Source organism: Mediterraneibacter glycyrrhizinilyticus, assembly GCF_015560805.1.
Taxonomy (GTDB): domain Bacteria; phylum Bacillota; class Clostridia; order Lachnospirales; family Lachnospiraceae; genus Schaedlerella; species Schaedlerella glycyrrhizinilytica_A.
Genome location: NZ_JADMSO010000003.1, coordinates 44156 through 68497, shown reverse-complemented (window position 1 = coordinate 68497; position 24342 = coordinate 44156). Strand labels below are relative to the sequence as shown.

Here is a 24342-nt window from a genome sequence, read left to right as displayed (position 1 = left end):
ATAATAGCATACTTACACTTGATATTGGAATTTTTATTATTGGGATCAAGTGTTAATTTGGAATCGATCTATACAGGACAACGTGTCCCTATATATCAGTAACAGTATTATACAAGAATAATAATAAAAGCGAAAAGCTGATTTTATTCAAGCCTTTCGCCCATTTATTCATCTCATAAAAATTTTATTTTCTAACTTTTCTTTACAACCTCAAATAAAGAATTATTTGTTTTTATATTTTAAAATCCCATATATAAACAAAAGAACGAAGATAATGCAAAGTCCTCCCATTAATGCAGTATATAGTACAGATGCACCTAACATTCCATACATTTCTACAATCGGATTTGAAAATATAAAAGCTAAAATCGCAATAAGTACATACCCCCACATAATCCATTTTTGACAACGAATTATGGTGATAAATGCATTTAAAAGTCCTGAAAATCCTAAAAATCCACCACCTAATAACAAAATGATGAGCTCTGTTTTATATGGCGATAAATCTGTATTATACAACCAGGAAAGAACCGGTATTCCTAACAGATACGCTCCGCCAATACAGATTATTGTGATCACAAAAACAATTCCTGATTGCAGGATTGTCTGTGCAACAAATTTTTTTACTTTTCCAGAATCCCACAATTGAGTCATTTTATAAAGCATCGGATTAAAAATAAAACTATTTAACAACCCAATTACGAATACCGGCATAGCAATAAATCCATAACAAGCCTGTAATTCATCAGATAAAGTGGCATCAATTGCATATTTCGGTGCATTTCCAATATAGAAAGAAAGGAATGCACCTGCAAATAAAGGAAAACACAATTTCAAAAGCAATCTCACATTTTTTTTATTACATTTTACAGATGGACTATGGAATTCACCAATAGTCCATTTTGTAAAAATCAAAAAAAGAAACGCAGTTAAAATAGTTGATATTATCAGTGCTATTAACTGATTTTTAAAAAATATCAGTCCTAAACTAAAAACCAAAATTGTGCTGAGCATACGCAATGCAAGACATTTTGAAGCAATATCCAAGCGGTTTTCTTGTTGATAATATCCATGATATATATCTTCTGCCGCATCAACTATTTTAAAGAGACACATCCAGATTATGATTTGTGTCTTCTCAGCAGAATAGTCATTTTCATACGCTGTATATAACGTATATCCCACTGAGGTCAGAAGCATCGCTATAACAGTAATGATTCTTGAAATTTTATAATCAGCAAAAGAAAATTGTTTTTTCACATCAGACACTTGGAAATTACGCATTCCATATTTTCCAATGTTTAAAAATAAATTTGCATTGGCAAAAGCTATCGTAAAAATCCCCGCGTCTACAAGCCCCAATACTCTTGTTAGAATCATTAGCATAATGACAGACTGAAATGCCATTAACATGCTTCCGATCATGTTCCAGAGAAAACTATCACGGTCAATATGTTGATCATCCAAAAGAAATTCTTTTATTTTCATAAGTTCACTCGCTTTCTTTTGAAGTATCTATGAGTATAACCGTCGCTCACTTTTTTCTTACTTAAAATAAATAGTATTATTAAACCAAGAATACAAATTATTTCAATCAAACAATTTTTAAGTAAACCTACTATATACCCCCATATATAATATAAATATAACTTCTGGGAATCTAATCGATTTTGACAGTAATTTATGTCAATACGCTGCTGCGGATTTAAAACACAGTTTTCCCCCAATTCAATTAATAGTTTCGCTTTGAATTCCTTTCTTGATAATTCTTTATTTGAAAGTTCCGCTGTAGATATTTGAATTCCACTAAAATCATTTCCAAGAGCTTTCATGTTTGCAGAATATGAATGCATTACTTCTTTTGCAGAATAAGATGCTATTCCATACGCGCAATTCGTTTCAGAATAAATATTTCCGGTATTTATACAAAAAAGAATAGATCCATTAAAATTGTCGGCAATACCTCCAGCACGAACATTTCCATGTATGACTGCATTATTATAACAGTTAAAAATAACAGCATTTCCATCTGATGTCGCATGACTTGCAAAACTACCTACGCATTCCCCAGATATATTTCCACTCTCAATTTTTAAATTATGTATTTCACCTCCTAAAACTCCAAAAAGTGCACAATTATCCTCTCTATTGATATTTAAATTGGATATACTGTATCCTGCACCATCATAAATTCCATAAAAATATTTATCTGTTCCGAATATTCCAATAGGATCAAAATTTTCAATCGTACGTAGATCTAAATTACAGGTTTGCTCAAAATACTGCCCTTGAAAAGAAATTCCTGAATTTACCAAATCGCGAAATTCACAAAATTCCTCTTCCGAATTAATTAAATAAGGTTTTTTAACGGTGCCATCCCCTTCAAAAGGCATTGTATTTTCAGGTGTATTGTATTTGGCTCCCCAAGCTAAAAATATTAAAACTAAAATAATATATCCAACTCGCATTATTTTTACAGAATTTTTTCTTTGTCTCAAGTAGTTCCATAAGAAACAAATAGGAATGAAGACAATACACGTAATAAAAAAATATATAACTACTAAATAATTATTGAAATTATGCATGGGAACATATTCTATTCCCGTATAATAATTTAATACTTTATTAAGGAAAACAAATAGAATAGTATGACCTATATATACAATGATACTATGTTTTCCTAACATTTCTAATATATGGGTTATGCTTTTAACAGAATTTACTATTTTAAATGAAAGGCAACAAATTAACCAACACCAAAAGCAAGCATTCAAAACAAAAAACAACTGGCTTCTGCCAAATTTCATATCTGACACATTCACATATGTATCATTTTTTATAAATATTAGAGTACATAATATCAACGCATATACTAAATATTTTTGTACTCTATTTAAACTAAAATTAAATGATATATTATTGTTTCTAGCTTCAAAGCCTATGATAATAAATGCTAAGGCAATTAAAGAAGTATCTATTGGGAATGGAAAATGTTCTGGCTTGTAATGTAAACCACTTTCGCTCCACCATGTAGAAATATAAAACAATAATGCAGTACTAAAAGTTGAAAACAAAAGTCTGATTTTCGGAGTTGCAAATATTTTATAAATTTTGATATATCCCCAAAAAAGTAATCTTCCCAAAAATAAAGATGCAATAAACCATTCAGAGGGTTCAAGAAAAATTTTCAAGAGTTTTTGATTCAAGTTCATATTTTGAACATCACCAAATACTCCCGTCAACATATACAATATTCTGCAAGTTATAGCCATTAACAAAACGGATTTTATGCATTTTTTCAAATAATCAAAAAAAGATAATTCAAAGTTTTTACTATTGGTACAATAACCTGACACCAAGAAGAAAAATGGCATGTGAAAAGAAAATATCCATGACCATAAAAAATTGTCAAATGCAACTAGATGTCCTAGTACAACTAGCAATATTACTATTCCTCTTGCTACATCAATTTCTACAAAACGTTTCATTTATAAATTCTCCTACTTTTTCTGTTTTGGATAAACAGAAATATTTTAATTATTTGCTAAGAAGTTTTAATTCAAGTATCTCTAATGTCCAACCATTAAATGTTACAGGTTTATCCGAAATTATCTCGAAATTATCAAGATTCTCTTTCTCATCATATTCATAAGAATATGGATATCGGAAATAATAAAATGTCTTTTCTGTGTTTTCATACTCGTCAGAGTTTATAACTTCGTAAATATCTAAAAATTCTAATTTTATATTATCAGGATTATCCGTTATATTTTTTGTTTTTTCATCCCAATAAAACGTATCTCGATCCCCTCTTCCAAACATTGACAGAAGAGTATAATCTAAAGAATTTCCATATAAAGATGGAAAGATCACATTTTGTTTCCCATTATAGTTAATTTGTTCGAGTGCTTTTTCCGTAATTATTTCAAATCCCAATTGATCCTTATTATTCAATGTACTGTCAAAAAAAACTTGACTATATACATCAGAATCTTCTTTTCCCGTAAGTAGTTGTTGATTTTTGGAGATATATTTTTTAGTAGTAACAATATTTCGATTTCCAACATTAATAGTAGGGAATATCTTTTTGGAAACAGGGTCTAGGGTGTAAAATGATTGTAAGAAAAAACAAATACTGAGCAATAATGCTATACATATTTGCATGATCCTTTTGCTCACCAGCCAATGTATACAAGCTATAATAGCTAGTGAAAAATAAAAATTAAATAGCTGTAAATATCTGTAATGAGGGTAAGTAAAAAATAGTAAATTAAACATTAAAAATCCAATACTGCTCGAAACAACAGGTAAAAGTATTTTTTTCTGAACGTTGAAATCTAAATTATTTTTATTGACAATTTTATAAATTAATTTTATCATTCCAATCAAAAATAATAAACTTGCCATCCAGGAAAAATTTAAGAGAAACATTTCTTTAAGTTTATATAAAATAAAATCAAAATTAAATAATATTTTATTTTCTGCATTATTAGTTAAAATAGTAGAAAGACTGTTTTTTGCATTTTCTCCCCATCCTGATCCCCCATAAATTAATAGGAACAGAAAAAAAATTATTGCAATACCAGAAGTCCATCTATATGACAAAAAATATAATTTAATTTTTTGGAAAAAAGATTTATTCTTTTTGAGTAGAAAATATATAAAATCTCCAACAATATACATTCCTAAGACAACAACTCCAACTTCTTTGGAAAAGCATAATAAAAAAGCACAAAAATTCTTTAATATTTTTTTATCGTAGCAATCGCAACAAACAAACCAAACAAAAAAGCATGTCATAGGAAAGTCTGAATTGATTCCGTGCAGAATCCCTAAAAATAAAGGCGAAAAGGAAAAAATCGAAACACCTATATATTTAAAAATAGTTGGATATGAAGGGAAAAAATAGCATACCACTTTATAAAAACAAAATATAGTAATTGAAGCTAAGATTAAGTGAATAAATTTTATTCCAATAGTGTCAAATAATAATAGCCCTATATCACAAAAAACAGTATATCCAATTGTCAAATGTCCTGCCATCTGAAGTGGCGCAAGATTTAGCGTAAAATCCCATTCTCCTAATAATTTTTTTGCTCCGATATAATAACTATATGAATCCGGTGTAAATCCAGTAGTTAATATATGTAAATTAAGTATTATAAAAATTGTAATAAAAATAAAGATTTTCCAATTTTTTTCGATATATTTTTTTATTTTCCCAAATCTAAATTGTGCGAAAAAAAAGGTTAATATTAAATTTAAATTAATGCAAATTAAACTAATTAATAAAATTTTTGAGATTGGTCCGTAGTTATTTATTACCCAAACTCGATAAGCATATAAATCATAGAAAATCGCTAATAAAGTAAAAATAAAAAAAGCTTCTCTTATATAGGTAATACCATTTTTGAATTTTAAAATTATAACCCCCAATACTGTAATTACCCAAAAACTTACAAGGCATAGTTTACTGAGCGTATTCAAATTTAGAGAATTGAATACCATTCCAACAAGCATAAGAATCAAGCAAACAAAATAGATTATTTTGTTACTTATATTCGTAAATTTAGAAAAGACACATTTCATTTTTAATCTGTATATTGTTTTCAATGGTAAAACAACATTTTCCTCTCTGTATATTTTTATTTAAAAAGCTAATTGTAATTATCTCATAATCAACTGGAACCATTAAGTAAGGGAAACGATACACTTTATAAACAATCTACTTTTATTCTATCTGGATTGTTAATATTGTGAATTTCGTTTCCCATATTTTTACCTTAAGATATGTTTTATTGTATTGAGATATTTGAGTTACTGATCAAAATATTTAAATTTAGTCATTAAATGATAGCCAAACAAACCTAATTTCATCAAATGTAATTTTTCAAGCAACGTACAAAGACGAATGGCTTTCATGGGATATTCTCTCAAAACAATTTCTGAACTTTTTGAAAGGCACTGAGTTTGCCTATAATTTTTATCAAGACCGTTTATACATCTGTGTAATTGATTATAATATTTAATTTTATCTTTATAAGTTTCATTCTGAAATACAAATAAAATATAAAAGTAATATAATTTTAATCTTACCAGTTTTAATTCCTGAATATCCTCTTGTTTCTTTAAATTTGATTTTTCTAAATTGTCTATTATTTTCGTTACATGTTTCAACACTTCACAAAAAGTAGCTTGCACATATGTTTCATTAAAATTGATTTTTTTTCTGCCTTCAGAATCTGTATGAACCAACCAATAATATAACGTTTTATGTATAATAGATAATTTAGAACTATGTTGAGCAAAATCTACCGTTAAATATACATCATCTGGCATCTGTTTTATAAAAATATTGTTCTCTTTTAAAATATCAGTTTTATAAACACTTCCATGATGCAGATTCCACCCCCATTTTGTCTGATTGGAAGGAATATATTCAATTTGCAAAATATTGTTGTTTTGATCAATATGAGCTACCTGCGAAATTACTCTATCAGGTTTTTCAATCTCAATTTTTTGAGCCATTTCTGCAAGACAATCTTTACTCATCCAATCATCTGCATCACACAGCATTAAATATTTTCCTTTACAATTTTCTATTAATTTATTTTTATTTGCGACAAGTCCTTCATTTTTCTCAGCTACGATTAGTCTGACACAAATATCAGGATTTTCATCTATAAATTCATTAATCACTTGAAGAGAATTATCTGTTGAAAAATCATCCGAAATTAATATCTCATAATCCTTGAAAGTTTGTTCTTTTATAGAAGAAAGCAATCTTTTTATATAATTTGCATAATTATAAGATGCAATACCTATTGTAAATAATGGTTTTTCATTCATTTTTTTATAAAATGTAAAAAGTACATTTTTCCTTTCTCTACTATTTTTTAGATTAAAACAGAATTAATTATGCTTCCCACATAGGAATAATCATAATTTTTTCCAATTCCTCTCTTGGTAAAAATGGAGCTAAGTCTTCCAATGGCGGACTTACAAGTGTTCCATCTTCTAAGCGTTTTGTTGCACTCTTTGGTTCAAATTTCTGTTCTGTTGTCGCAAATATTTCACACATTGCATACCCTTCTGTATTAAGAGTATTTTCGATAGCAGATCCCAACTCTTTATTATTTGCTGCTGAACAGTATGGAATACCATACGCATTTGCAATCTTTTTCATATCCGGAAAACTTAGATCGCCACTTTCTGGTCCTACACCAATCTTTGTATATTCAGGGAAAAGATTTCCCTCTGTCTGTCTCATAGAATGGTATCCCTGATTATTTACAATGAAAATTTTAATTGGAAGCTTATGGAAAACAATAGTTTGTAATTCCTGTAAATTCATCTGAATACTTCCATCGCCGGTAAGACAAACTGTATTCTTTTTTCCAGTAGCAAAACATGCACCAATTGCCGCCGGAAGATCATATCCCATACTAGCTGCACCACTATTAGATATCAGTCTTGTATGTTCTTTTATAAAAATTGCATGAAGGCATGCTTCTACTGTTCCATTGCCAAGTACAATTAATTGATTCTCTGAAACTCTATGACTGATTTCATTTAAAAAACAATATGCATTGACCAAACCGGTTCCCGCGTAATGTTTTTCTGTTACAACCGGATATTTTTTCTTCCAATCCTGACAAATTCCAAGCCATTCTGTATGAGGTTCTAAATCATAGGATAATGCTTCATCTAATTTTTCTAAAAATTCTTTTGCATCTGCCTGAATTGGCATCTCTACATGGATACTCGGCTTCTGTAATTCATATTTATCAATATCAACCATAATGACAAAAGCTTCCCTTGCCCAGCTATGCACATTGTATCCAACTTGTCTGCAACTCAAGCGACATCCAATAGAAAGGACTAAATCTGCATTCTGTATTGCCCAGTTTCCTGACCGGTCTCCAAGTAATCCGCCCTGACCGACATAAAATTCATTCTCCGTAGGCATCAAGTCAGTTGCATCATATGCAACCGTTACGGGAATTTTTAATTTTTCTGCAACTTGTCTTGCCAGATCTACACAATCTGCGATATGAATACCATTACCGAAGATCAATACCGGTCGTTTTGCATCCTTTACTTTTTCAATAACAACCTCTATTTGTTCATCATTTACTTTAGGCGGAAGTTCTTGCTTAACTTCTTCAGGATCAAAAGAAATAAATTCCTCTGTATCGATATATCCTCCCTGAATATCTAATGGAACATCTAACCATACCGGTCCTGGTCTTCCATGAGTAGCTAAATATAATGCTTTTTCAATATGATATTTTACAGTTCTTGGATCGGTAATCATCTCTGCATACTTTGTCATATGTGCGACCATAGGAGTAATATCAAATTCCTGATCCCCCATTGCACGAACGGGTATACCTGCAGCACGGGCAGTTGTTGCATACCGAACCTGTCCACTTACGATAAGCATCGGAATACTATCCAACCAGGCACCTAACACTCCGGTTAATGTATTAGTTCCCCCTGGTCCGGTAGTACAGCATACAAGTGGTATTTCATTTGTAGCTCGGAAATACCCCTCAGCAGCAATTGCAGCGCTTTGTTCGTGCTGAACAAAAATATTTTCCAATCCTTCTTGATGTCCAAATGATACATTTAAATGCATCGCACCTCCACCTGGAACTGTAAAATTATGGCGGATTCCCTGTTTCACAAGAAATTCAGCAATCCAATCTGAAATTTTTACTCTCATATTCGTCCTCCTCACGACTAGCGATTACTATTTTTAGAATCATCCTCAAAATTAATTCTTTCCTCTTCAACTACCATAGGTCTTTTTGTAACCCGTGTTAAAATAGCACCGATGTACTCTCCAATCACTCCAATGAAAGCTAATTGTACCGATGCTAATAAAAACATTCCGATTAGAACCGGAGCAGTTCCCATAGAGAAAGAATCCCATTTCACTAATTTCATAACTAAATATACAATAGCTAAAAGAAAACTAATGGCAGACATTCCCATTCCGATCATTGTTGCTATTCTCAAAGGTTTTTTAGATACATGTGTTACTCCGGTAATCGCAAAATCAAAATAGCTATTAAAATTGTAACTAGATTTTCCATATTCTCGTTTATTTTGAGTATATTGTAAAAGATAAGTTTTATATCCAAGATCTGGAACCAATCCACGAATATACGGATCCGGATCGTCCATCCATCGCATAGTATCTAAAAATTCCTTATCAAATAATCCATATCCTGTTACCCCTTCATATTGAGGGGTTTCTGATAACCAATTGATAATTCGATAATAAAGTTTTCTTACTTGAAACATAATCGGATTTTCTTTACTTTTTAATTTTTGTCCCAAAACAACTTTATATCCCTCTTCCCATTTTTGAAGAAATTGAGGAATCATTTCCGGTGGATCCTGTAAATCGCATACAATACAGATCAAAGCATCTCCCGTTGCCTGAAGCATTCCATAACTCCCCGATCGATTTGGTCCAAAATTGCGTGCATTCAGAATCACTTTTACTTTTTTATCTTTTTGGGCTAATTCTCGTAAAATATCCCGTGATTTATCAGTGGAAAAATTATCTATAAAAATATGCTCATATGTGTATTGAGGTAAATTTTCAAACTGTTTCTTCACTTCATTGTATAGATTTAAAATATTATCTTCCTCGTTATAACAAGGAGTCATAACTGAAATATGTTTACACATTGTCATTGCTCCTATACCACTCTATTGTATTTTTTATTCCCTCTTCAAAAGATATAGTCGGCTTAAATCCTGTATCATTCGTAAGTTCTGTTATATCCGCCTCCAAATGCATAACTTGATTAGGATAATAATCTAGTTCTCCGATTCCAACTTCAAGTTCTGGATTAATTATGTTCCGGATAATCTGAATATAATCTCTTAAGAGTTTAGTTTCTCCTGATCCGATAGTATACGCTTTGCCATGTTTCCCATATTTTCCAATCAAATAAAATGCCCGTGAACAATCCCCACCATACAAATAATCCCAAATTTGATCACCTTTAGTAAATTGCATCCGTTCTCCGTTCAACATACGGATAATACTTGACATTACCATTGTGTACGTATTATCCCTTGGACCATAGGTGCTGACAATCCGCCCCCAGTTATGTCGAATGCCATATTGTTCACAAAGCAGTTTTCCCATTCTGCACGCATCTAATTTAGCAATTCCATATCCCGTCACAGGATTTTTAGGCAGTGCATCGGAAATTACGCCCTGAACATGTCCGAATTCTGCCTGTGAACCTGCTCCGATAAAAGATTTACACCCAATAAAATGAGCCAATTCAACAGCATCTAAAGTATCTTTCACATTGCATACTTGCAAACGAATATCATCTCTGCTGGCACCATATGTACCATTCCATGCGAAATGATAGAATGTATCATAATCTTTTGACAACACATTTTTCAAACTAAGAAGATTATCAATGTCGCACTCGATCACATGAAAATTTTCACTTTTCACTAAGTTTTTTGTTTTAGCTGATGATGGTCGGATAATTCCTGTCACTTCTATTCCATCTGCAAGCATCTGTTCGATCATGGTAGCTCCAACCATTCCTGTAGCACCTGTAACAATTACTTTTTTCATAACTTTCGTTCTCTCCATTAAGTATCAAATGTATTTAAACAAAATAAGCTGATATATCTTCTGCACTATCTACGCTTCCAATTGCAGGATATTGTTTCACATCATTCAGATTTTTAAATCCAAATCCATAAGTAACACCTAAAAAGTTCATCCCAATCTCATCTGCACCTATTGCATCGTTATCAGTGTCCCCTATCATCACCGCTTTTGAATAATCTGTAACCCCTAAATCTTCCATGCATTTAATAATAATGTCCTTTTTTTTGAGTTTATTAAAATTATCCGCGCCATACATAATGTCAGTATATTTATCAAACTGGAAATGCTTTAATAATTTGATCGCATAATCTTGACGTTTATAAGTAGCGACCGCTATTTTAATATCATTTTGATACAGAACATCTATTGCATCGAAAATTCCCGGATAAGGAACTGCCTTTAATAGATCAAAGTTTTTATATCTGTCTCTAAAGCATTCTGCTAACCTTTGATTTTCTTTTTCATTTAACTGATAATATTTTTGGAAAGAATCTTGTATCGGAGGACCTATAAATGTTTTTAGCTGTTCTTCTGATAAAGAAGGTAAATTATAATTTTTTATAGTGTAACGAACAGCCGATAAAACACCTTCTGTAGTGTCTAAAAGTGTTCCATCTACATCAAATACTGCAATATCATATTTTTTCATTATTCTTTTTCCTTATAGAGTGTAGTCGTTATAAAGCTGACTTTCATATCAGATTCAATGCTGTTTAGAAATTCTGTTACATATCGATTTAACAGAGCAGCATTTCGTTTTGCAAACCAATATTCCATATCCTTTGAAGCATAATTAGATTGTTCTTCACTATATCCATCTAATCCGGCACAAGTCACTTTGTTTACGCCGATACTTCTTAAAGCTTTTAAAAGCATCACAAATGAATAATCCATCACAACAGCATCTTTATCTAGTAAAGAACTATTATTTAACGTATAAGAAAATTTCCCCTTAGCCCTTGTTACATTTGATGTAGCAATAATCTCAACATTCCCATTTCTTTTTTCTTTTAAAGCATGCATCAAACGAATATAGCGGCGCGGATTACTTAAGAATACATAATCAACATCAAACTCATCTGGTATAAAGTTGATTGATAACAACAATGGTTTTTTTTCTTTGATGTACTGCGAAATTTTGGAAGATTCTGACTTGAGTGTACTTCCCGGTCCCAAAATCAAAATGTCTTTATCTTTTAATGCAGACACAAGTTTTCTTTTGTCCTCACTATCATCACATTGTTCTTTTTGATATTCGTAATACAATTCTTCAATATATTTTTGGTCAAAAAGTAATTTCTTTTCATCTTCAATTTTATCCAATATTTCATTGATAGATTTTATTGAAAGGGTGTGATGATCCATTAATGCTTGTACATAATTCGGATGACAATGGTTTGAGGCTGCAACATAATAGAACATACTGTAACCCCACGGTGTTTTTAGATGCCATTGCATAATATTTCCATCGATAGCTTCTAACATCTGACTAATATCGTAATTTTTCTCATATTGCTCATTTAAATGCATTGCAAGCAATTCAATCGGTGCATTTCCGGCACTTTTCCCCATACCATAAAGCGTCCCATCAACAATAACCGGTCGTTTTGTTTCATATCTAAGTACTTCCATGCAGTTAGAATAAGCTAGTTGGAAATTATTATGTGAATGATATCCGAGACCAATTCCTTCTTTTAAATGTTTATCTAATTGTATAAAATAGTGCATTAAGTTCTCCTTATAAAGAAGACCATAAGTATCCACCATAGACATTGCATATGGATCTAATTGATTTACCAATTCAACCAATTCCATAAGTTCTTCATCGTTATAACTCGTAATCGATACTGCCTGTGCAAAAACTTTATATCCGAGATTTTTCACTTGTTTACAAAATTCAATCGCTTCATGCATCAAATGTTTTTTAAAAATTACACGAATTCCATCCAAATAACTATCTTCACATTTCTCAAGTTGACCGATACTACATGTGCCATAATCGATCATACCAACGATGATCGCATTTTTCTTATCAACTTTCCCATAAATTTTCCTTGCTGATTCTGAATCTGGCATAATACTTCTATTGACATCAAACTCTCTCCGTTCATCAAGAAAACCGATTTCAATAATTTCTGTATTAGTATTTACTAAACGTTCAAAAGTGGAGATAAGATTAGAATGACCAAATTCCCAATCATTTAAATAACCTCCATCTCTAAGTGTACAATCTAATAATTTAATATCTTTCACGTAAATATTCCTCACTTTTAATTAAAGAATTCTTCGATCTGCCGATCCATGATTTCTGAAATATTTTCTCCAGCCGCCCAGGCTTTTGCCCACTCCACGGTATACCGGACAGCTTCTTCCACATGCCATCTCGGACTCCAGCCAAACACCTGCTTGATCTTGGAACAATCCAGTTTTAAGAAATTAGCTTCATGAGGTCCCCCCATAAAGCGGTTTTCCCAAGTCTGATCTTCTCCCCAGGCATTACAAAACAAATCTACTAATTCCCCGGTAGTCACGCAATCGCAGTCATCCGGACCCACATTATAAAATCCGGCATATTTAGGATCTTCATACTGCTCTTTTGCGATTTGCAGATAGACAACCAATGGTTCCAATACATGCTGATAAGGACGGGTCGAATGAGGATTTCGCACAATAATACGTTCTCCTTTGATCGCCGCCCTGATGCAGTCCGGTATGATCCGGTCATTTGCAAAATCTCCTCCGCCGATCACATTACCTGCTCTGGCTGTTGAAACCGCAATGCCGTTTTCTTTAAAAAATGAATTAATATAACTATGTGTCACCAACTCCGAGCAGGATTTACTGTTGGAATAAGGATCATATCCATCCAACGGATCGTTCTCCCGATATCCCCATTCCCACTCATTATTGTGATATACCTTATCTGTCGTTACATTCAGAAACGATTTTACACAAGGATTCAATCGCACACATTCACAAATATTTACCGTTCCCATCACATTTGTCTCATAAGTGTAAACCGGATCTTTATATGAATCCCGTACGATCGGCTGTGCTGCCAGATGAAGAACAATCTCCGGCTGTACTTCCGCAAACACCTGTTTCAAATGTTCCAGATCGCGGATATCGCCAATGATCGAATTAATCTCATTCTCAATTCCTGAAAGTTCAAATAAATTTGGATTTGTCGGAGCTTCTAATGAATAACCTGTTACCTTAGCTCCTGCATTCACAAGAATTTTACAAAGCCATGTACCTTTAAACCCAGTATGCCCTGTGACTAATATCTTTTTTCCTTTATAAAAACTCAATTCCCTCATAGATCAGTCCCACACTTTCCATGGAGCATTTCCGGAATTCCACAGTTCTTCTAATTTTTCTTTTTCACGCTGTGTATCCATACACTGCCAGTAGCCATTGTGTTTGTACGCATTCAATTGTCTGTCTCGTACAAGCTGTTCCAACGGCTCTTTCTCAAAAACTGTTTTATCTCCCTCGATATAATCGAACACTTCCGGTTCCAGCACCATATACCCGGCGCTGATACGGCTTCCGTCCGCGCTGGATTTTTCTCGGAACGCCCGGATATCCCTGCTTTCCCGATCAATATCAAGCACGCCGAATCTTTGTCCCACATGAACAGCCGTTAATGTAGCAAGCTGTCCCTTTTCCTGGTGAAACTTTACTAATTCGTTGATATCAATATCAGCCACTCCATCTCCGTATGTCATCAAGAACGGCTCGTTTCCGATATATTTCTGGATTCTTTTGATCCGTCCGCCGGTCATTGTATTCAGCCCTGTATCCACGAGGGTTACTTTCCAAGGCTCTGATACATTATTGTGAACGATCATTTTATTTTCATTTCCAAAATCAAATGTAACATCACCATTGTACAAATAATAATCTGCAAAATACTCTTTGATCATATGCTGCTTATATCCGCAGCAGATCACAAATTCATTGTAACCATAATGTGAATACTCTTTCATAATGTGCCAGAGTATCGGTTTATCTCCGATCTCGATCATCGGCTTTGGTTTCAGGTGACTTTCTTCGCTGATTCGGGTACCGAATCCACCTGCCAAAATAACAACCTTCATAACTTTTCCTCCTCATGTATTTTATTCCTCAAGTTGGAAACTTAAGGATTTCCCCTCCTTTCCTCTCGCTTCGCACAACAAAAAGCAGGGAAAAACACCAATTTATATTTTTTGGTATTTCTCCCTGCTTTACAGTTCTGTTCACAGTGTCAGTATACATTGACACTGTGGTCCTTTATTCACTTTTTCTTTATTTCCTTACTTCTCCGTCAACCGTCCATACAGCTTCGTCACTTTATGAATTTTTCTTACCAGCGCTTCATCCAACTGCCCTTTTTTCATCCTCCAAACCCAATTTCCGCCAAGAGTAGATGGCGTGTTGATCCGCGCTTCCGCTCCCAGACAGAGATAATCCTGCAATGGAATGATGCAAAGATCCGCTACGCTTCCCATTGCCATTGCAATGAAATCCCATGCCAGCTGATCCTCATCCAGAGCCGACTTGCAAAGATATTCTTTTGCAAAATCACGGCATTCCTTAGAAACGGTATGATACCAGTCTCTTGTCGTCGTATTATCATGTGTTCCCGTATAAACGACGCAGTTCTGCGTATAAGTATGCGGCAGATAGTTCGCAGCCTCCCGGGAATCAAACGCAAACTGTACCACTTTCATCCCCGGAAAACCGGTGTCTGAAAGCAGGTTCAACACTGTATCCGTCAAAAAGCCTAAATCTTCCGCAATGATATCCAGATGCCCCAATTTTTCCTCCACCGTGCGGAAAAATTCGATTCCCGGTCCCGGCATCCACGTTCCATTGACCGCAGTTTTTTCTCCATACGGAATCGCATAATATTCGTCAAACCCCCGAAAATGGTCAATACGCACGGCGTCGTATAATTGGAAACTATAAGCGATCCGCTTCATCCACCAGTCGTATCCTGTTTTCTTATGGTATTCCCAACGATAAAGCGGATTTCCCCACAACTGCCCTGTTGCGGAAAATCCATCCGGCGGGCATCCTGCCACGCCTGTCGGCAGATTATTTTCATCAAATTGGAACAATTCCGGATTCGCCCATGTATCCGCGCTGTCAAACGCAACATAGATCGGAATATCTCCGATGATCCGGATTCCATGTTCATTGGCATATCGGTGCAGCTTTTTCCACTGCTTGTCAAATTCATATTGTTGAAAACGGTAGAAACGGATTTCCTCCGCTAATTCAAGCCGTGCACATTTTAATGCCTGTTCTTCGCGGTCCCGCAATTCTTTTGACCACTCGATCCAACTGATCCCGCCCAGACTGTCTTTGATCGCCATATAGAGACAATAGTCTTCCAGCCAGTCCCGATTTGTCCTGACAAAGTTCTCGTAATCTTTTTCCTGTTTTTCTTTACTTTTTTCAAACCGCACAAATGCTTTTTTCAGCACATGAAACCGCTGTTTGTACAGTTTTTCATAATCAATCTCCTCTTTTTTTTCTCCGAAATCTGCCTGCGTACATTCTGTCTCCGTTAAGAGCCCCTCCTCAGCCAGCATTTCCAGATCGATAAAATATGGATTTCCCGCAAATGTCGAAAATGACTGATAGGGTGAATCTCCATATCCGGTCGGTCCAAGCGGTAAAATCTGCCATCTGCTCTGTCCTGCTTTTTCAAGCTGATCGACAAATTCATACGCTTCTTTTGAAAAACACCCGATTCCAAACCTGGACGGCAATGAAAATATCGGCAAAAGCACTCCGCTCTCTCTCATAACTTCCACTCCTTTGTTTTCTTTTTTGCTTTTCTAAATACCTGACTTCTCTAAATGCCAAATATCACGGTTATATTCTTCAATCGTACGATCCGATGAAAAATATCCGGCTTTCGCAATATTGATCAGCATCTTCTTCGCCCACGCCTTTTGATCTGTCCAGTCTGCAAATGCCTCTTCTTTTGCTTTTGTGTAGGCTTTCAGATCCAAAAGTGTCATAAACCAGTCTTTATTCAGCAATTCTGCCTGCAGACGCTTCAGATTTTCTTCCTGACCGACTGCGAGCATTTTCTCACTCGTAATAAAATCAACCGCCGCTTTGATTCTTTCATCTGCTTCATAAAATTCCTTTGACTTATAATCTGCCTTTTCATAATGTGCGATCACTTCATCGCTGGACGCACCGAATACATAAATATTCTCATCTCCGACAAGTTCATGGATCTCCACATTTGCACCGTCTTCCGTTCCGAGCGTTACTGCGCCGTTCAGCATGAATTTCATATTTCCTGTTCCGCTTGCTTCTTTCGATGCAAGAGAGATCTGTTCGGAAATGTCACACGCCGGAATCAGCTTCTCTGCTTTTGTCACATTATAGTTTTCCACCATTACAACTTTCAAATATGGACTTACTTCTGGATCATTGTTCACTATTTCCTGCAGACAGAGGATGAGATGAATAATATCCTTGGCGATCACATACGCCGGAGCGGCTTTCGCTCCGAAAAGAACCGTGATCGGCGTTTTCGGAATTTTTCCCGCTTTGATATCCAGATATTTTCCGATCACATACAGGGCGTTCATTTGCTGTCTCTTATATTCATGCAGACGTTTGATCTGTATATCAAAAATGGAATCCGGATCCACGTCAATCTGTTCCGTCTCTTTTAAATAAGTACATAATGCCCGTTTATTTTCTTTTTTGATCGACAGGATCCGCTCCAGGACCTGTTCGTCTTCCGCATGATCGAGCAGCTTCTCCAGTTTGGACGCATCTGTCCGGTAATCCTCTCCGATCACTTCATCCAATAATGCCGCAAGCTTCGGATTGCAGTGCAGAAGCCATCTGCGGAATGTGATTCCATTCGTCTTATTATTGAATTTTTCCGGATAAATCTTATAAAAATGATTCAGCTCGTTTTCTTTCAAAATCTCCGTGTGCAGTGACGCAACGCCATTGACGCTGAATCCGTAGTGGATATCGATATGCGCCATGTGCACAACATCGTTCCGGTCGATGATCGCCACACGCTCGTCCTCATATTTTCTGCGGACTTTATCATCCAGTATTTCGATGATCGGCATTAGCTGTGGAACTACTTTCTTTAAATAAGAAACCGGCCATTTTTCCAACGCTTCCGCAAGGATCGTGTGATTAGTGTAAGCGCAGGTTTTCGATACGACGTCGATCGCCTCGTCCATCTTCAATCCGCGCTCCGTCAGAAGACGGATCAGTTCCGGAATCACCATCGTCGGATGCGTATCATTGATCTGGATCACGGCATAGTCCGGAAGATCATACAGCGTACATCCTTTCGCCGTACATTCATCCAGAATCAGCTGCGCTGCATTGCTCACCATAAAATACTGCTGATAAATACGCAGCAGACACCCATTCTCATCACTGTCATCCGGATATAAGAACAACGTCAGATTTTTCCGGATTTCTTCTTTATCAAATGTGATCCCCTCTTCTACGATTTCCTCATCCACCGTCTCCACATCAAACAAATGCAGTTTATTCGTGCGGTTCCGGTATCCGGTCACCGCGATCTCATACATTCTGGATTTAAGCGTCATGCCGCGAAAAGAAACCGGATAAGACACATCCGTCCTGACAAGCCAGCTCTCCGGCTCGATCCACGGATTCGGCTCTTCTTTCTGCAAATGATCTTCAAATTTCTGACGGAACAGTCCAAGGTGATAGTTCAGTCCGATCCCCGCTCCGCAAAGCCCCAATGTTGCCATCGAATCCAAAAAACACGCCGCAAGTCTTCCGAGTCCGCCGTTTCCAAGCGACGGCTCCGGTTCGATCTCCTCGATCCGGCTCAGTTCTTTTCCGTTTTCAGCCAATACCTTACGCGTCTCTTCATAAAGACCGAGATTGATCAGGTTGTTGGATAATAATTTTCCGATCAAAAACTCTGCCGAAATATAATAAACTTTTTTCTTTGTCTCGTCCGCTTCTTTTTCTTTTGCAAGCCCCTGCACGATTTCAAGCAGCGCCACATAGATTTCTTCATCGCCTACCTGAGCAATTTCTTTTCCAAGCTTTTCCCGAAGCATTTCTTCCATTTTCATATTTCCAAAACTCCTCTTCCCATTCTTATGAAATTCATTCTTATTAAACTGTATTTTAATACACCTCTTGAGAATTTTCTTGCAGCATGATATTCTTTTATTGCACGATCCTATCATTTTTCATCTGTTTTAGAAAGGGAGATTTCCATGGACAATCTGGAATATCAACGATATCACGAAGCAAAAAACCACACATCCGCAGAATTCCCATACAATACTTATCTTTGTTCTATTCCGCGGGATTTCACCGAAGTTCCGCTTCACTGGCACGATGAAATGGAACTTGTCGTGATCCACAAGGGACGCGGACGCGTTTCGGTCAACTTTCAGACAGAAACTGTTTTTGCGGGTGATATTGTCATGATCCTCCCCGGACAGCTCCACAGTATTTCCGGTCTGGATACCTATGCTATGGAGTACGAAAATATTCTTTTTCTCCCCTCCATGCTGATTTCGGGAGCACCGGATCTGTGTGCCGAAAACTACATTCTTCCGCTGACAAAAGCAGAACTTTCCGCGGATACATTTCTGACGCCGGCACGCTCCTATTATCCGGAAATTTCTTCCTGTATCCGTGAAATAGACCATCTTTGCTCCGCCAGACCGACCGGTTATCAGCTTGCTGTCAAAGGATGGCTGTTTCAATTTCTTTTTCATCTTGTCTGTCATCAAAAAGAACAGACTTCTTTTACCAGATCGCAGACAAAGCATCTTGAAAAAATGAAACGCATCCTCTCTTATATAGAAGCGCATTTTTCCGAGCCGATCTCCGTGGAAAAAGTCGCAGAGCTGACTTATTACAGTAAATCGCATTTTATGAAATTTTTTAAAACCTATACCGGAAAAGGCTTTACCGAATATCTGAACGATTACCGGCTCGCCCGCGCAGCGGAAATGCTTCGTGCCACCGATCTTTCCCTGCTGGAAATTGCCGCCCGGTCCGGATTCGAGAATCTTTCTTATTTTAACCGCATGTTCAAACGGAAATACGGCATTTCCCCGGGAAAGTACCGGGATATCAAATCATCGTAAGTGCCAAAAGGCACATTCCGGGATTGTAAGCAGTCGCCAAGGTCTCGGGCAAGCCCGGACTTTGATAAAAATAAAAAAAACGGATGAGATCTGCCCCCCTATACCGATGCAGATCCATCCGCTGTTTTCATTTTTGCGTCTGCTTCTCATAAATCGCCATGTCCTGTATAATACAATTCGATCGGGTCGATCGGATCCACCGGATTTTCCAGATCCATTTTCGCATTGCGACCGTGCCGCCTCAGCAGTTCTCCTCCTTTATTATAGAGCCAGAAAGAATAGACAAGGATCTTGTTCACTTTTCCCATCCGTTCTTTCGTCGTCTTGTCGTAATAAGTTCCGCCGGTCTCAAACACCGTTTTCTTATGGATCATAGAAATAAGTTCCGTCTCACAGGTTACCGGTTCCGGCAGGATCGTATATGCTTTTCCGACACAATTCGTCTTATGCGAATCACTGCCTCCCACCGTCACTTTCCCATACTTCTTTGCGAGCCGCAGTGCTTTTTCATTAGCCGCAGCAGGCTCACAGCAGTTATATGCCTCCACAAAATCAAACCGTTTGATCAATTCCGGAGACTTATAAAACCTCTTTGTGTTGGCAAAACTCTGATATTTCTCCCCATAAGGATGTGCCGGTCCGATCACACCGCCGTTCCGGTGCACAAGATCGATCAACACCGACGCGCGCATTCCCCGCAGCTCCAACAGCCGCATCTTCACTCCCTCCGGCATGATCACAAGCATATGCCCCGCATCTCTTGTATCGTACTCGATTCCTTTCAGAACGACAAAATCCGTATGCCGCTTCCCTTTGATATGATCTTTCCAATACCGATACCCATTATAAGTATTGTGGTCTGTGATCACCATTCCCTGAAAACCTTTTTTCTTCAAAAGGGTAATGTACTCATCCACGCTGACCCTGCTGTCGATCGACCCTTCCTTTACATGGCAATGCATATCTATCTTCATATGCAGGCTCCTTTCCGCTCCAAGCATTTCTTCCTTTACAGACTCGCTGTCATTCTTCGATTTCTTCTTTTGATTCTTGTTCCAGCGCTTCCATCATTGCTCTTGCTTTTTCCACTTCATTCTCGGTGGAATACTTCTGCCGGATCTCCTCCGCTTTCTTTAAATGTATTCTTTTCCTTTTTCTTGATTCCAGTAAAAACTGTGCGACAATTCCAAGCACTGCAAATACGGCAGTCAGCGCCGGAGCCATCCATGCAGCTTCAAGTGAAGCAAAAAATGAAACCACATCTGCCAGCACAATCGCACCATACAGTCCGGTCATCACCATCGTCACCGGTTCCGCAAACCGGACAGCTATCACGCCGATCACAAGCCCGACTACGCCGCAAAGCACCGCATATAGGAAATTCTCCGGTCGGACAACTGTCAGACTGACCGAAATCCCTGCTGCCCACACGACGAGAAATACACCGACATGGTAAAGCCACGCCGACAAAACCGCCAGCAGGATACCGACCACACCGCCGATCACCAGACTGACTGTCATCGTAAGGTTCAACGCCATCGCCGCACCACATCCCAACACAAATCCCATAAAAAATCCGAGCAGTGCCGCCCATAGCCGCACCAGTTTCAATCCCAAAAAACACCACAGAAATCCGATCACTCCCGTCAAAAGAAAAAGGAATGTTACGGTTTCATTGCCTTGTGCAAGCTGTGTCTGTAATCGCTCCGCCTGATCCATGATCTGATCCGCTTCTAATAAAAACTCCATATTTATTTACCTGTTCCCTCTTTTGAATTTGTCCGGTCTTCTCCCCTCGGACAATCTTATTATACCAATTTTACACCGTACATACAAGTTTTTCACCGCTTTGTGAATGACGTTTCTGCCAGTGTTCCTTCCATCGTTTCTGCTATCACCGTAAAAGCATTTGACTTTTTGAATGCTTCTCTTTAAAATAGGAATATCTATGGATCAATACATAACTATCAAATCAAAAAGGAGTCTTACTATGGAACATTTAATCATCCCAGACGGCTATGCCTCTCCGCTGACGATCCGCGAGACAGAAGTTGCGATCAAGGAGATCAAAGATCATTTTGAGCGGTCACTTGCAAAATCATTGCACCTTACCCGTGTATCCGCTCCATTATTTGTCACCCCGAAGTCCGGTCTCAACGACAACTTAAATGGTGTGGAACGCCCTGTTTCTTTTGGTATCAAAGAACAGGAGGACGCACCTGCCGAGATCGTACACTCTCTCGCCAAATGGAAACGATACGCTCTGAAACACTACGGCTTCCACTCCGGCGAGGGACTTTACACCGATATGAGCGCGATCCGCCGGGATGAAGATACCGATAATATCCATTCTATTTATGTCGATCAATGGGATTGGGAAAAAGTAATCTCCAAAGAAGAACGGAATATGGAAACATTGGAATACACAGTCCGCAAAGTATTCAGTGCGCTGAAAGAGACCGAAGATTTCATCTCCAGAAGATACAACTACATCGAACCGCTTCTGCCCGATGATATTTTCTTCATTACTTCCCAGGAACTGGAAGAGCTCTTTCCGGAATGCACACCGAAAGAGCGGGAGTATCGTATCGCCAAATCCAAAGGCGCGGTATTCATTTCCCAGATCGGCAAGACACTCGCCTCCGGCAAACCGCATGACGGACGTGCGCCGGACTACGATGACTGGGAATTGAACGGTGATATCATCGTCTACTATCCGGTTCTCGATATTTCTCTGGAACTATCCTCCATGGGAATCCGTGTAGACGAAGATGCTCTCCGCCGTCAGTTAAAACTTGCCGGATGCGAAGATCGTGCCGAACTGGATTTCCAGAAAGCTCTCCTGAACTGTGAACTGCCTTACACAGTCGGCGGCGGAATCGGCCAGTCCCGTATCTGTATGTATTATTTACGCAAGGCTCACATCGGAGAAGTCCAGTCTTCTCTCTGGCCGGAAGATATTTTGACCTACGCGCGCGAACATGGTATTCATCTTCTTTAGATGTCAATATTGACCTAATTATTTGTCAAATACATATCTAAACTCTCGTAAAACTACGTGCTATTATAATACACGTAGCAAGGAAAACATAAAACATAAAGAAAACGAAAAGGAGAGATCGATATGTATACATTAACAATCAGACCGGAAGATGCAAAATATTTCATGGAAGCACAGGAAAAATTAGGTGAAGCTATCATCAACGCATTCAAAAAATACTGGAATGAAAATGGTGAAATGGTGATCAACGGACTTCTGGCTATGAGCGGTAATTTCTCAGCACTCCGCAAATAAGACCGGAGGTTCATACCGACCATGGAAACTGACAAAAGAAAAATAAAAAAAAGATAAGCAGCAGAATTTCATTTTACTTTTTCTGCTGCTTATTTTTTATCTGTAAACTTTTTATTTCATAAAGATCAGTTCATACTCTCTTGTCCCGAGACCGATCTTCTCCGCATGTGCAAGACACGTCTTATATTCGGAATTTGGCGTTGTATTTTCAAAATGATCGTGGTGATCACAGAAATGTTCCGCTGCCATCCGATCCGAAAGCTGACTGTTCGGAAGCGGAGTCATTTTCAGACAGGCATCCACACAGGCCTGATCCAGCGCGAGCGGGTCAAACGATGCAAACATTCCGATATTCGGGAGGATCGGCGCATCATTTTCCGGATGACAGTCGCAGTTCGGAGACACGTCCACCACAAGTGAAATATGGAAGTTCGGTCTTCCGTCGAGCACCGCTTTTGTGTACTCTGCCATTCTGCTGTTCAGTACTTTCGTCGCCGCACTGTCCTCAAAACTGATCGCATCGAAGTTACATGCTCCGATACAACGTCCGCACCCGACACAATTCTCAGCGTTCACTGTCATTTTTCGGCTCGCTTCATCGAAAGATAATCCATCATTTGCACATTCTCTCAGACACTGCTTACAGCCACTGCATGCTTCTGCGTCGATCGTCGGCTTTCCGTTGGCATGCTGATCTTTCTTTCCCGCACGGGAACCACATCCCATTCCGATGTTCTTGATCGCACCGCCGAATCCGGTCGCCTCATGTCCTTTGAAATGGGTCAGGCTGATGAAAATATCCGCGTCCATCACTGCACGTCCGATTTTCGCTTTTTCGATATACTCGCCGCCCTGCACCGGAACTTCAATATCATCGGTTCCTTTCAGACCGTCGCCGATCAGGATCGGACACCCAACTGTCATCGGGGTAAATCCGTTTTCCCATGCACAATACAAGTGTTCCAGCGCATTTTTCCGGCTTCCCGGATACAGCGTATTACAATCCGTCAGAAACGGCTTTCCGCCAAGTTCTTTCACAACGTCCGCCACCGCTTTCGCATAATTCGGACGCAGGAAGCTCAAATTGCCAAGCTCCCCGAAATGCATCTTGATCGCCACGAATTTATTCTCCATGTCGATTTCTGAGATCCCCGCTTTTTTCATCAGGCGCTGAAGCTTCGTCGGAAGCCCCTCCCCTAACTTTGCACGAAAATCGGTGTAATATACTTTTGCTTTTTCCATCTGAACCGCCT

General features: G+C 37.6%; 19 protein-coding genes. 3 read left to right on the top strand and 16 right to left on the bottom strand.

From position 1 onward, the window contains the following. Positions 1–222: 222 nt before the first annotated feature. From I2H87_RS03955 to I2H87_RS03895, 13 genes are all read right to left on the bottom strand, one after another. Positions 223–1488, bottom strand: a complete 1266-nt coding sequence (locus I2H87_RS03955) for a lipopolysaccharide biosynthesis protein (RefSeq protein WP_195609391.1) — start codon at positions 1486–1488, stop codon at positions 223–225. After that, positions 1485–3488, bottom strand: coding sequence for an acyltransferase family protein (locus I2H87_RS03950; protein ID WP_195609390.1), 2004 nt, complete (start codon positions 3486–3488; stop codon positions 1485–1487). Before I2H87_RS03950 ends, I2H87_RS03955 begins: the two co-directional genes overlap by 4 nt. Before the next feature lie 49 nt (positions 3489–3537). Continuing rightward, complete coding sequence (locus I2H87_RS03945) at positions 3538–5436, bottom strand: hypothetical protein (RefSeq protein WP_195609389.1); 1899 nt, start codon at positions 5434–5436, stop codon at positions 3538–3540. A gap of 381 nt (positions 5437–5817) precedes the next feature. After that, positions 5818–6849 (bottom strand): glycosyltransferase family 2 protein, encoded by a 1032-nt coding sequence (locus I2H87_RS03940; protein WP_195609388.1) that lies wholly within the window; start codon positions 6847–6849, stop codon positions 5818–5820. 67 nt (positions 6850–6916) lie between these two features. After that, positions 6917–8728 carry a thiamine pyrophosphate-binding protein gene (locus tag I2H87_RS03935; RefSeq protein WP_195609387.1) on the bottom strand — a complete coding sequence of 604 codons (1812 nt, stop codon included), beginning with the start codon at positions 8726–8728 and terminating at the stop codon, positions 6917–6919. 17 nt (positions 8729–8745) lie between these two features. Next, positions 8746–9705 (bottom strand): glycosyltransferase, encoded by a 960-nt coding sequence (locus tag I2H87_RS03930; protein WP_195609386.1) that lies wholly within the window; start codon positions 9703–9705, stop codon positions 8746–8748. Then, positions 9698–10621, bottom strand: a complete 924-nt coding sequence (locus I2H87_RS03925; RefSeq protein WP_195609385.1) for an NAD-dependent epimerase/dehydratase family protein — start codon at positions 10619–10621, stop codon at positions 9698–9700. Before I2H87_RS03925 ends, I2H87_RS03930 begins: the two co-directional genes overlap by 8 nt. Before the next feature lie 34 nt (positions 10622–10655). Further along, positions 10656–11309, bottom strand: coding sequence for an HAD hydrolase-like protein (locus tag I2H87_RS03920; protein ID WP_195609384.1), 654 nt, complete (start codon positions 11307–11309; stop codon positions 10656–10658). After that, on the bottom strand, positions 11309–12913 hold the full coding sequence (locus tag I2H87_RS03915) for an aldolase catalytic domain-containing protein (protein WP_195609383.1): 1605 nt from the start codon (positions 12911–12913) through the stop codon (positions 11309–11311). Before I2H87_RS03915 ends, I2H87_RS03920 begins: the two co-directional genes overlap by 1 nt. A gap of 17 nt (positions 12914–12930) precedes the next feature. Further along, a complete protein-coding gene (gene rfbG, locus I2H87_RS03910; RefSeq protein WP_195609382.1) occupies positions 12931–13980 on the bottom strand; it encodes a CDP-glucose 4,6-dehydratase in 1050 nt (349 codons plus the stop codon). A gap of 3 nt (positions 13981–13983) precedes the next feature. Continuing rightward, complete coding sequence (gene rfbF, locus I2H87_RS03905; protein WP_195609381.1) at positions 13984–14763, bottom strand: glucose-1-phosphate cytidylyltransferase; 780 nt, start codon at positions 14761–14763, stop codon at positions 13984–13986. 198 nt (positions 14764–14961) lie between these two features. After that, positions 14962–16461, bottom strand: coding sequence for a 4-alpha-glucanotransferase (malQ, locus tag I2H87_RS03900; protein WP_054705553.1), 1500 nt, complete (start codon positions 16459–16461; stop codon positions 14962–14964). Between the two features lie 33 nt (positions 16462–16494). Further along, on the bottom strand, positions 16495–18762 hold the full coding sequence (locus tag I2H87_RS03895) for a glycogen/starch/alpha-glucan phosphorylase (protein ID WP_195609380.1): 2268 nt from the start codon (positions 18760–18762) through the stop codon (positions 16495–16497). Between the two features lie 147 nt (positions 18763–18909). Here I2H87_RS03895 and I2H87_RS03890 point away from each other — a divergent pair, with 147 nt between their 5' ends. Continuing rightward, the gene (locus I2H87_RS03890; protein ID WP_009268419.1) at positions 18910–19794 is read left to right on the top strand and encodes a helix-turn-helix transcriptional regulator; all 885 of its coding nucleotides are present in this window, start codon (positions 18910–18912) and stop codon (positions 19792–19794) included. A 146-nt stretch (positions 19795–19940) separates the two neighbouring features. Here the strand turns inward: I2H87_RS03890 and I2H87_RS03885 are convergent, their stop codons facing one another. Both I2H87_RS03885 and I2H87_RS03880 read right to left on the bottom strand, forming a co-directional pair. Continuing rightward, positions 19941–20768, bottom strand: coding sequence for a PHP-associated domain-containing protein (locus I2H87_RS03885; RefSeq protein ID WP_009268420.1), 828 nt, complete (start codon positions 20766–20768; stop codon positions 19941–19943). 49 nt (positions 20769–20817) lie between these two features. After that, a complete protein-coding gene (locus tag I2H87_RS03880; RefSeq protein ID WP_009268421.1) occupies positions 20818–21543 on the bottom strand; it encodes an ABC-2 transporter permease in 726 nt (241 codons plus the stop codon). Positions 21544–21784: 241 nt separating this feature from the next. Between I2H87_RS03880 and asnA the strand changes: the two genes are divergently transcribed. Together asnA and I2H87_RS03870 are read left to right on the top strand one after the other, a co-directional pair. Beyond that, a complete protein-coding gene (gene asnA / locus I2H87_RS03875; RefSeq protein ID WP_009268422.1) occupies positions 21785–22795 on the top strand; it encodes an aspartate--ammonia ligase in 1011 nt (336 codons plus the stop codon). Positions 22796–22918: 123 nt separating this feature from the next. After that, complete coding sequence (locus tag I2H87_RS03870; RefSeq protein WP_009268423.1) at positions 22919–23089, top strand: hypothetical protein; 171 nt, start codon at positions 22919–22921, stop codon at positions 23087–23089. 111 nt (positions 23090–23200) lie between these two features. Here I2H87_RS03870 and I2H87_RS03865 read toward each other — a convergent pair whose 3' ends face one another. Beyond that, the gene (locus tag I2H87_RS03865) at positions 23201–24331 is read right to left on the bottom strand and encodes a DUF362 domain-containing protein (RefSeq protein ID WP_022152545.1); all 1131 of its coding nucleotides are present in this window, start codon (positions 24329–24331) and stop codon (positions 23201–23203) included. Positions 24332–24342 lie beyond the last annotated feature (11 nt).

Excerpts from the sequence above, each read along its gene's own strand:
- I2H87_RS03955 (WP_195609391.1), bottom strand. The coding sequence starts at position 1,488 with ATGAAAATAAAAGAATTTCTTTTGGATGATCAACATATTGACCGTGAT.
- I2H87_RS03950 (WP_195609390.1), bottom strand. The coding sequence starts at position 3,488 with ATGAAACGTTTTGTAGAAATTGATGTAGCAAGAGGAATAGTAATATTG.
- I2H87_RS03940 (WP_195609388.1), bottom strand. The coding sequence starts at position 6,849 with ATGAATGAAAAACCATTATTTACAATAGGTATTGCATCTTATAATTAT.
- I2H87_RS03935 (WP_195609387.1), bottom strand. The coding sequence starts at position 8,728 with ATGAGAGTAAAAATTTCAGATTGGATTGCTGAATTTCTTGTGAAACAG.
- I2H87_RS03930 (WP_195609386.1), bottom strand. The coding sequence starts at position 9,705 with ATGTGTAAACATATTTCAGTTATGACTCCTTGTTATAACGAGGAAGAT.
- I2H87_RS03925 (WP_195609385.1), bottom strand. The coding sequence starts at position 10,621 with ATGAAAAAAGTAATTGTTACAGGTGCTACAGGAATGGTTGGAGCTACC.
- I2H87_RS03920 (WP_195609384.1), bottom strand. The coding sequence starts at position 11,309 with ATGAAAAAATATGATATTGCAGTATTTGATGTAGATGGAACACTTTTA.
- rfbG (WP_195609382.1), bottom strand. The coding sequence starts at position 13,980 with ATGAGGGAATTGAGTTTTTATAAAGGAAAAAAGATATTAGTCACAGGG.
- rfbF (WP_195609381.1), bottom strand. The coding sequence starts at position 14,763 with ATGAAGGTTGTTATTTTGGCAGGTGGATTCGGTACCCGAATCAGCGAA.
- malQ (WP_054705553.1), bottom strand. The coding sequence starts at position 16,461 with ATGAGAGAGAGCGGAGTGCTTTTGCCGATATTTTCATTGCCGTCCAGG.
- I2H87_RS03895 (WP_195609380.1), bottom strand. The coding sequence starts at position 18,762 with ATGAAAATGGAAGAAATGCTTCGGGAAAAGCTTGGAAAAGAAATTGCT.
- I2H87_RS03890 (WP_009268419.1), top strand. The coding sequence starts at position 18,910 with ATGGACAATCTGGAATATCAACGATATCACGAAGCAAAAAACCACACA.
- I2H87_RS03885 (WP_009268420.1), bottom strand. The coding sequence starts at position 20,768 with ATGAAGATAGATATGCATTGCCATGTAAAGGAAGGGTCGATCGACAGC.
- I2H87_RS03880 (WP_009268421.1), bottom strand. The coding sequence starts at position 21,543 with ATGGAGTTTTTATTAGAAGCGGATCAGATCATGGATCAGGCGGAGCGA.
- asnA (WP_009268422.1), top strand. The coding sequence starts at position 21,785 with ATGGAACATTTAATCATCCCAGACGGCTATGCCTCTCCGCTGACGATC.
- I2H87_RS03870 (WP_009268423.1), top strand. The coding sequence starts at position 22,919 with ATGTATACATTAACAATCAGACCGGAAGATGCAAAATATTTCATGGAA.
- I2H87_RS03865 (WP_022152545.1), bottom strand. The coding sequence starts at position 24,331 with ATGGAAAAAGCAAAAGTATATTACACCGATTTTCGTGCAAAGTTAGGG.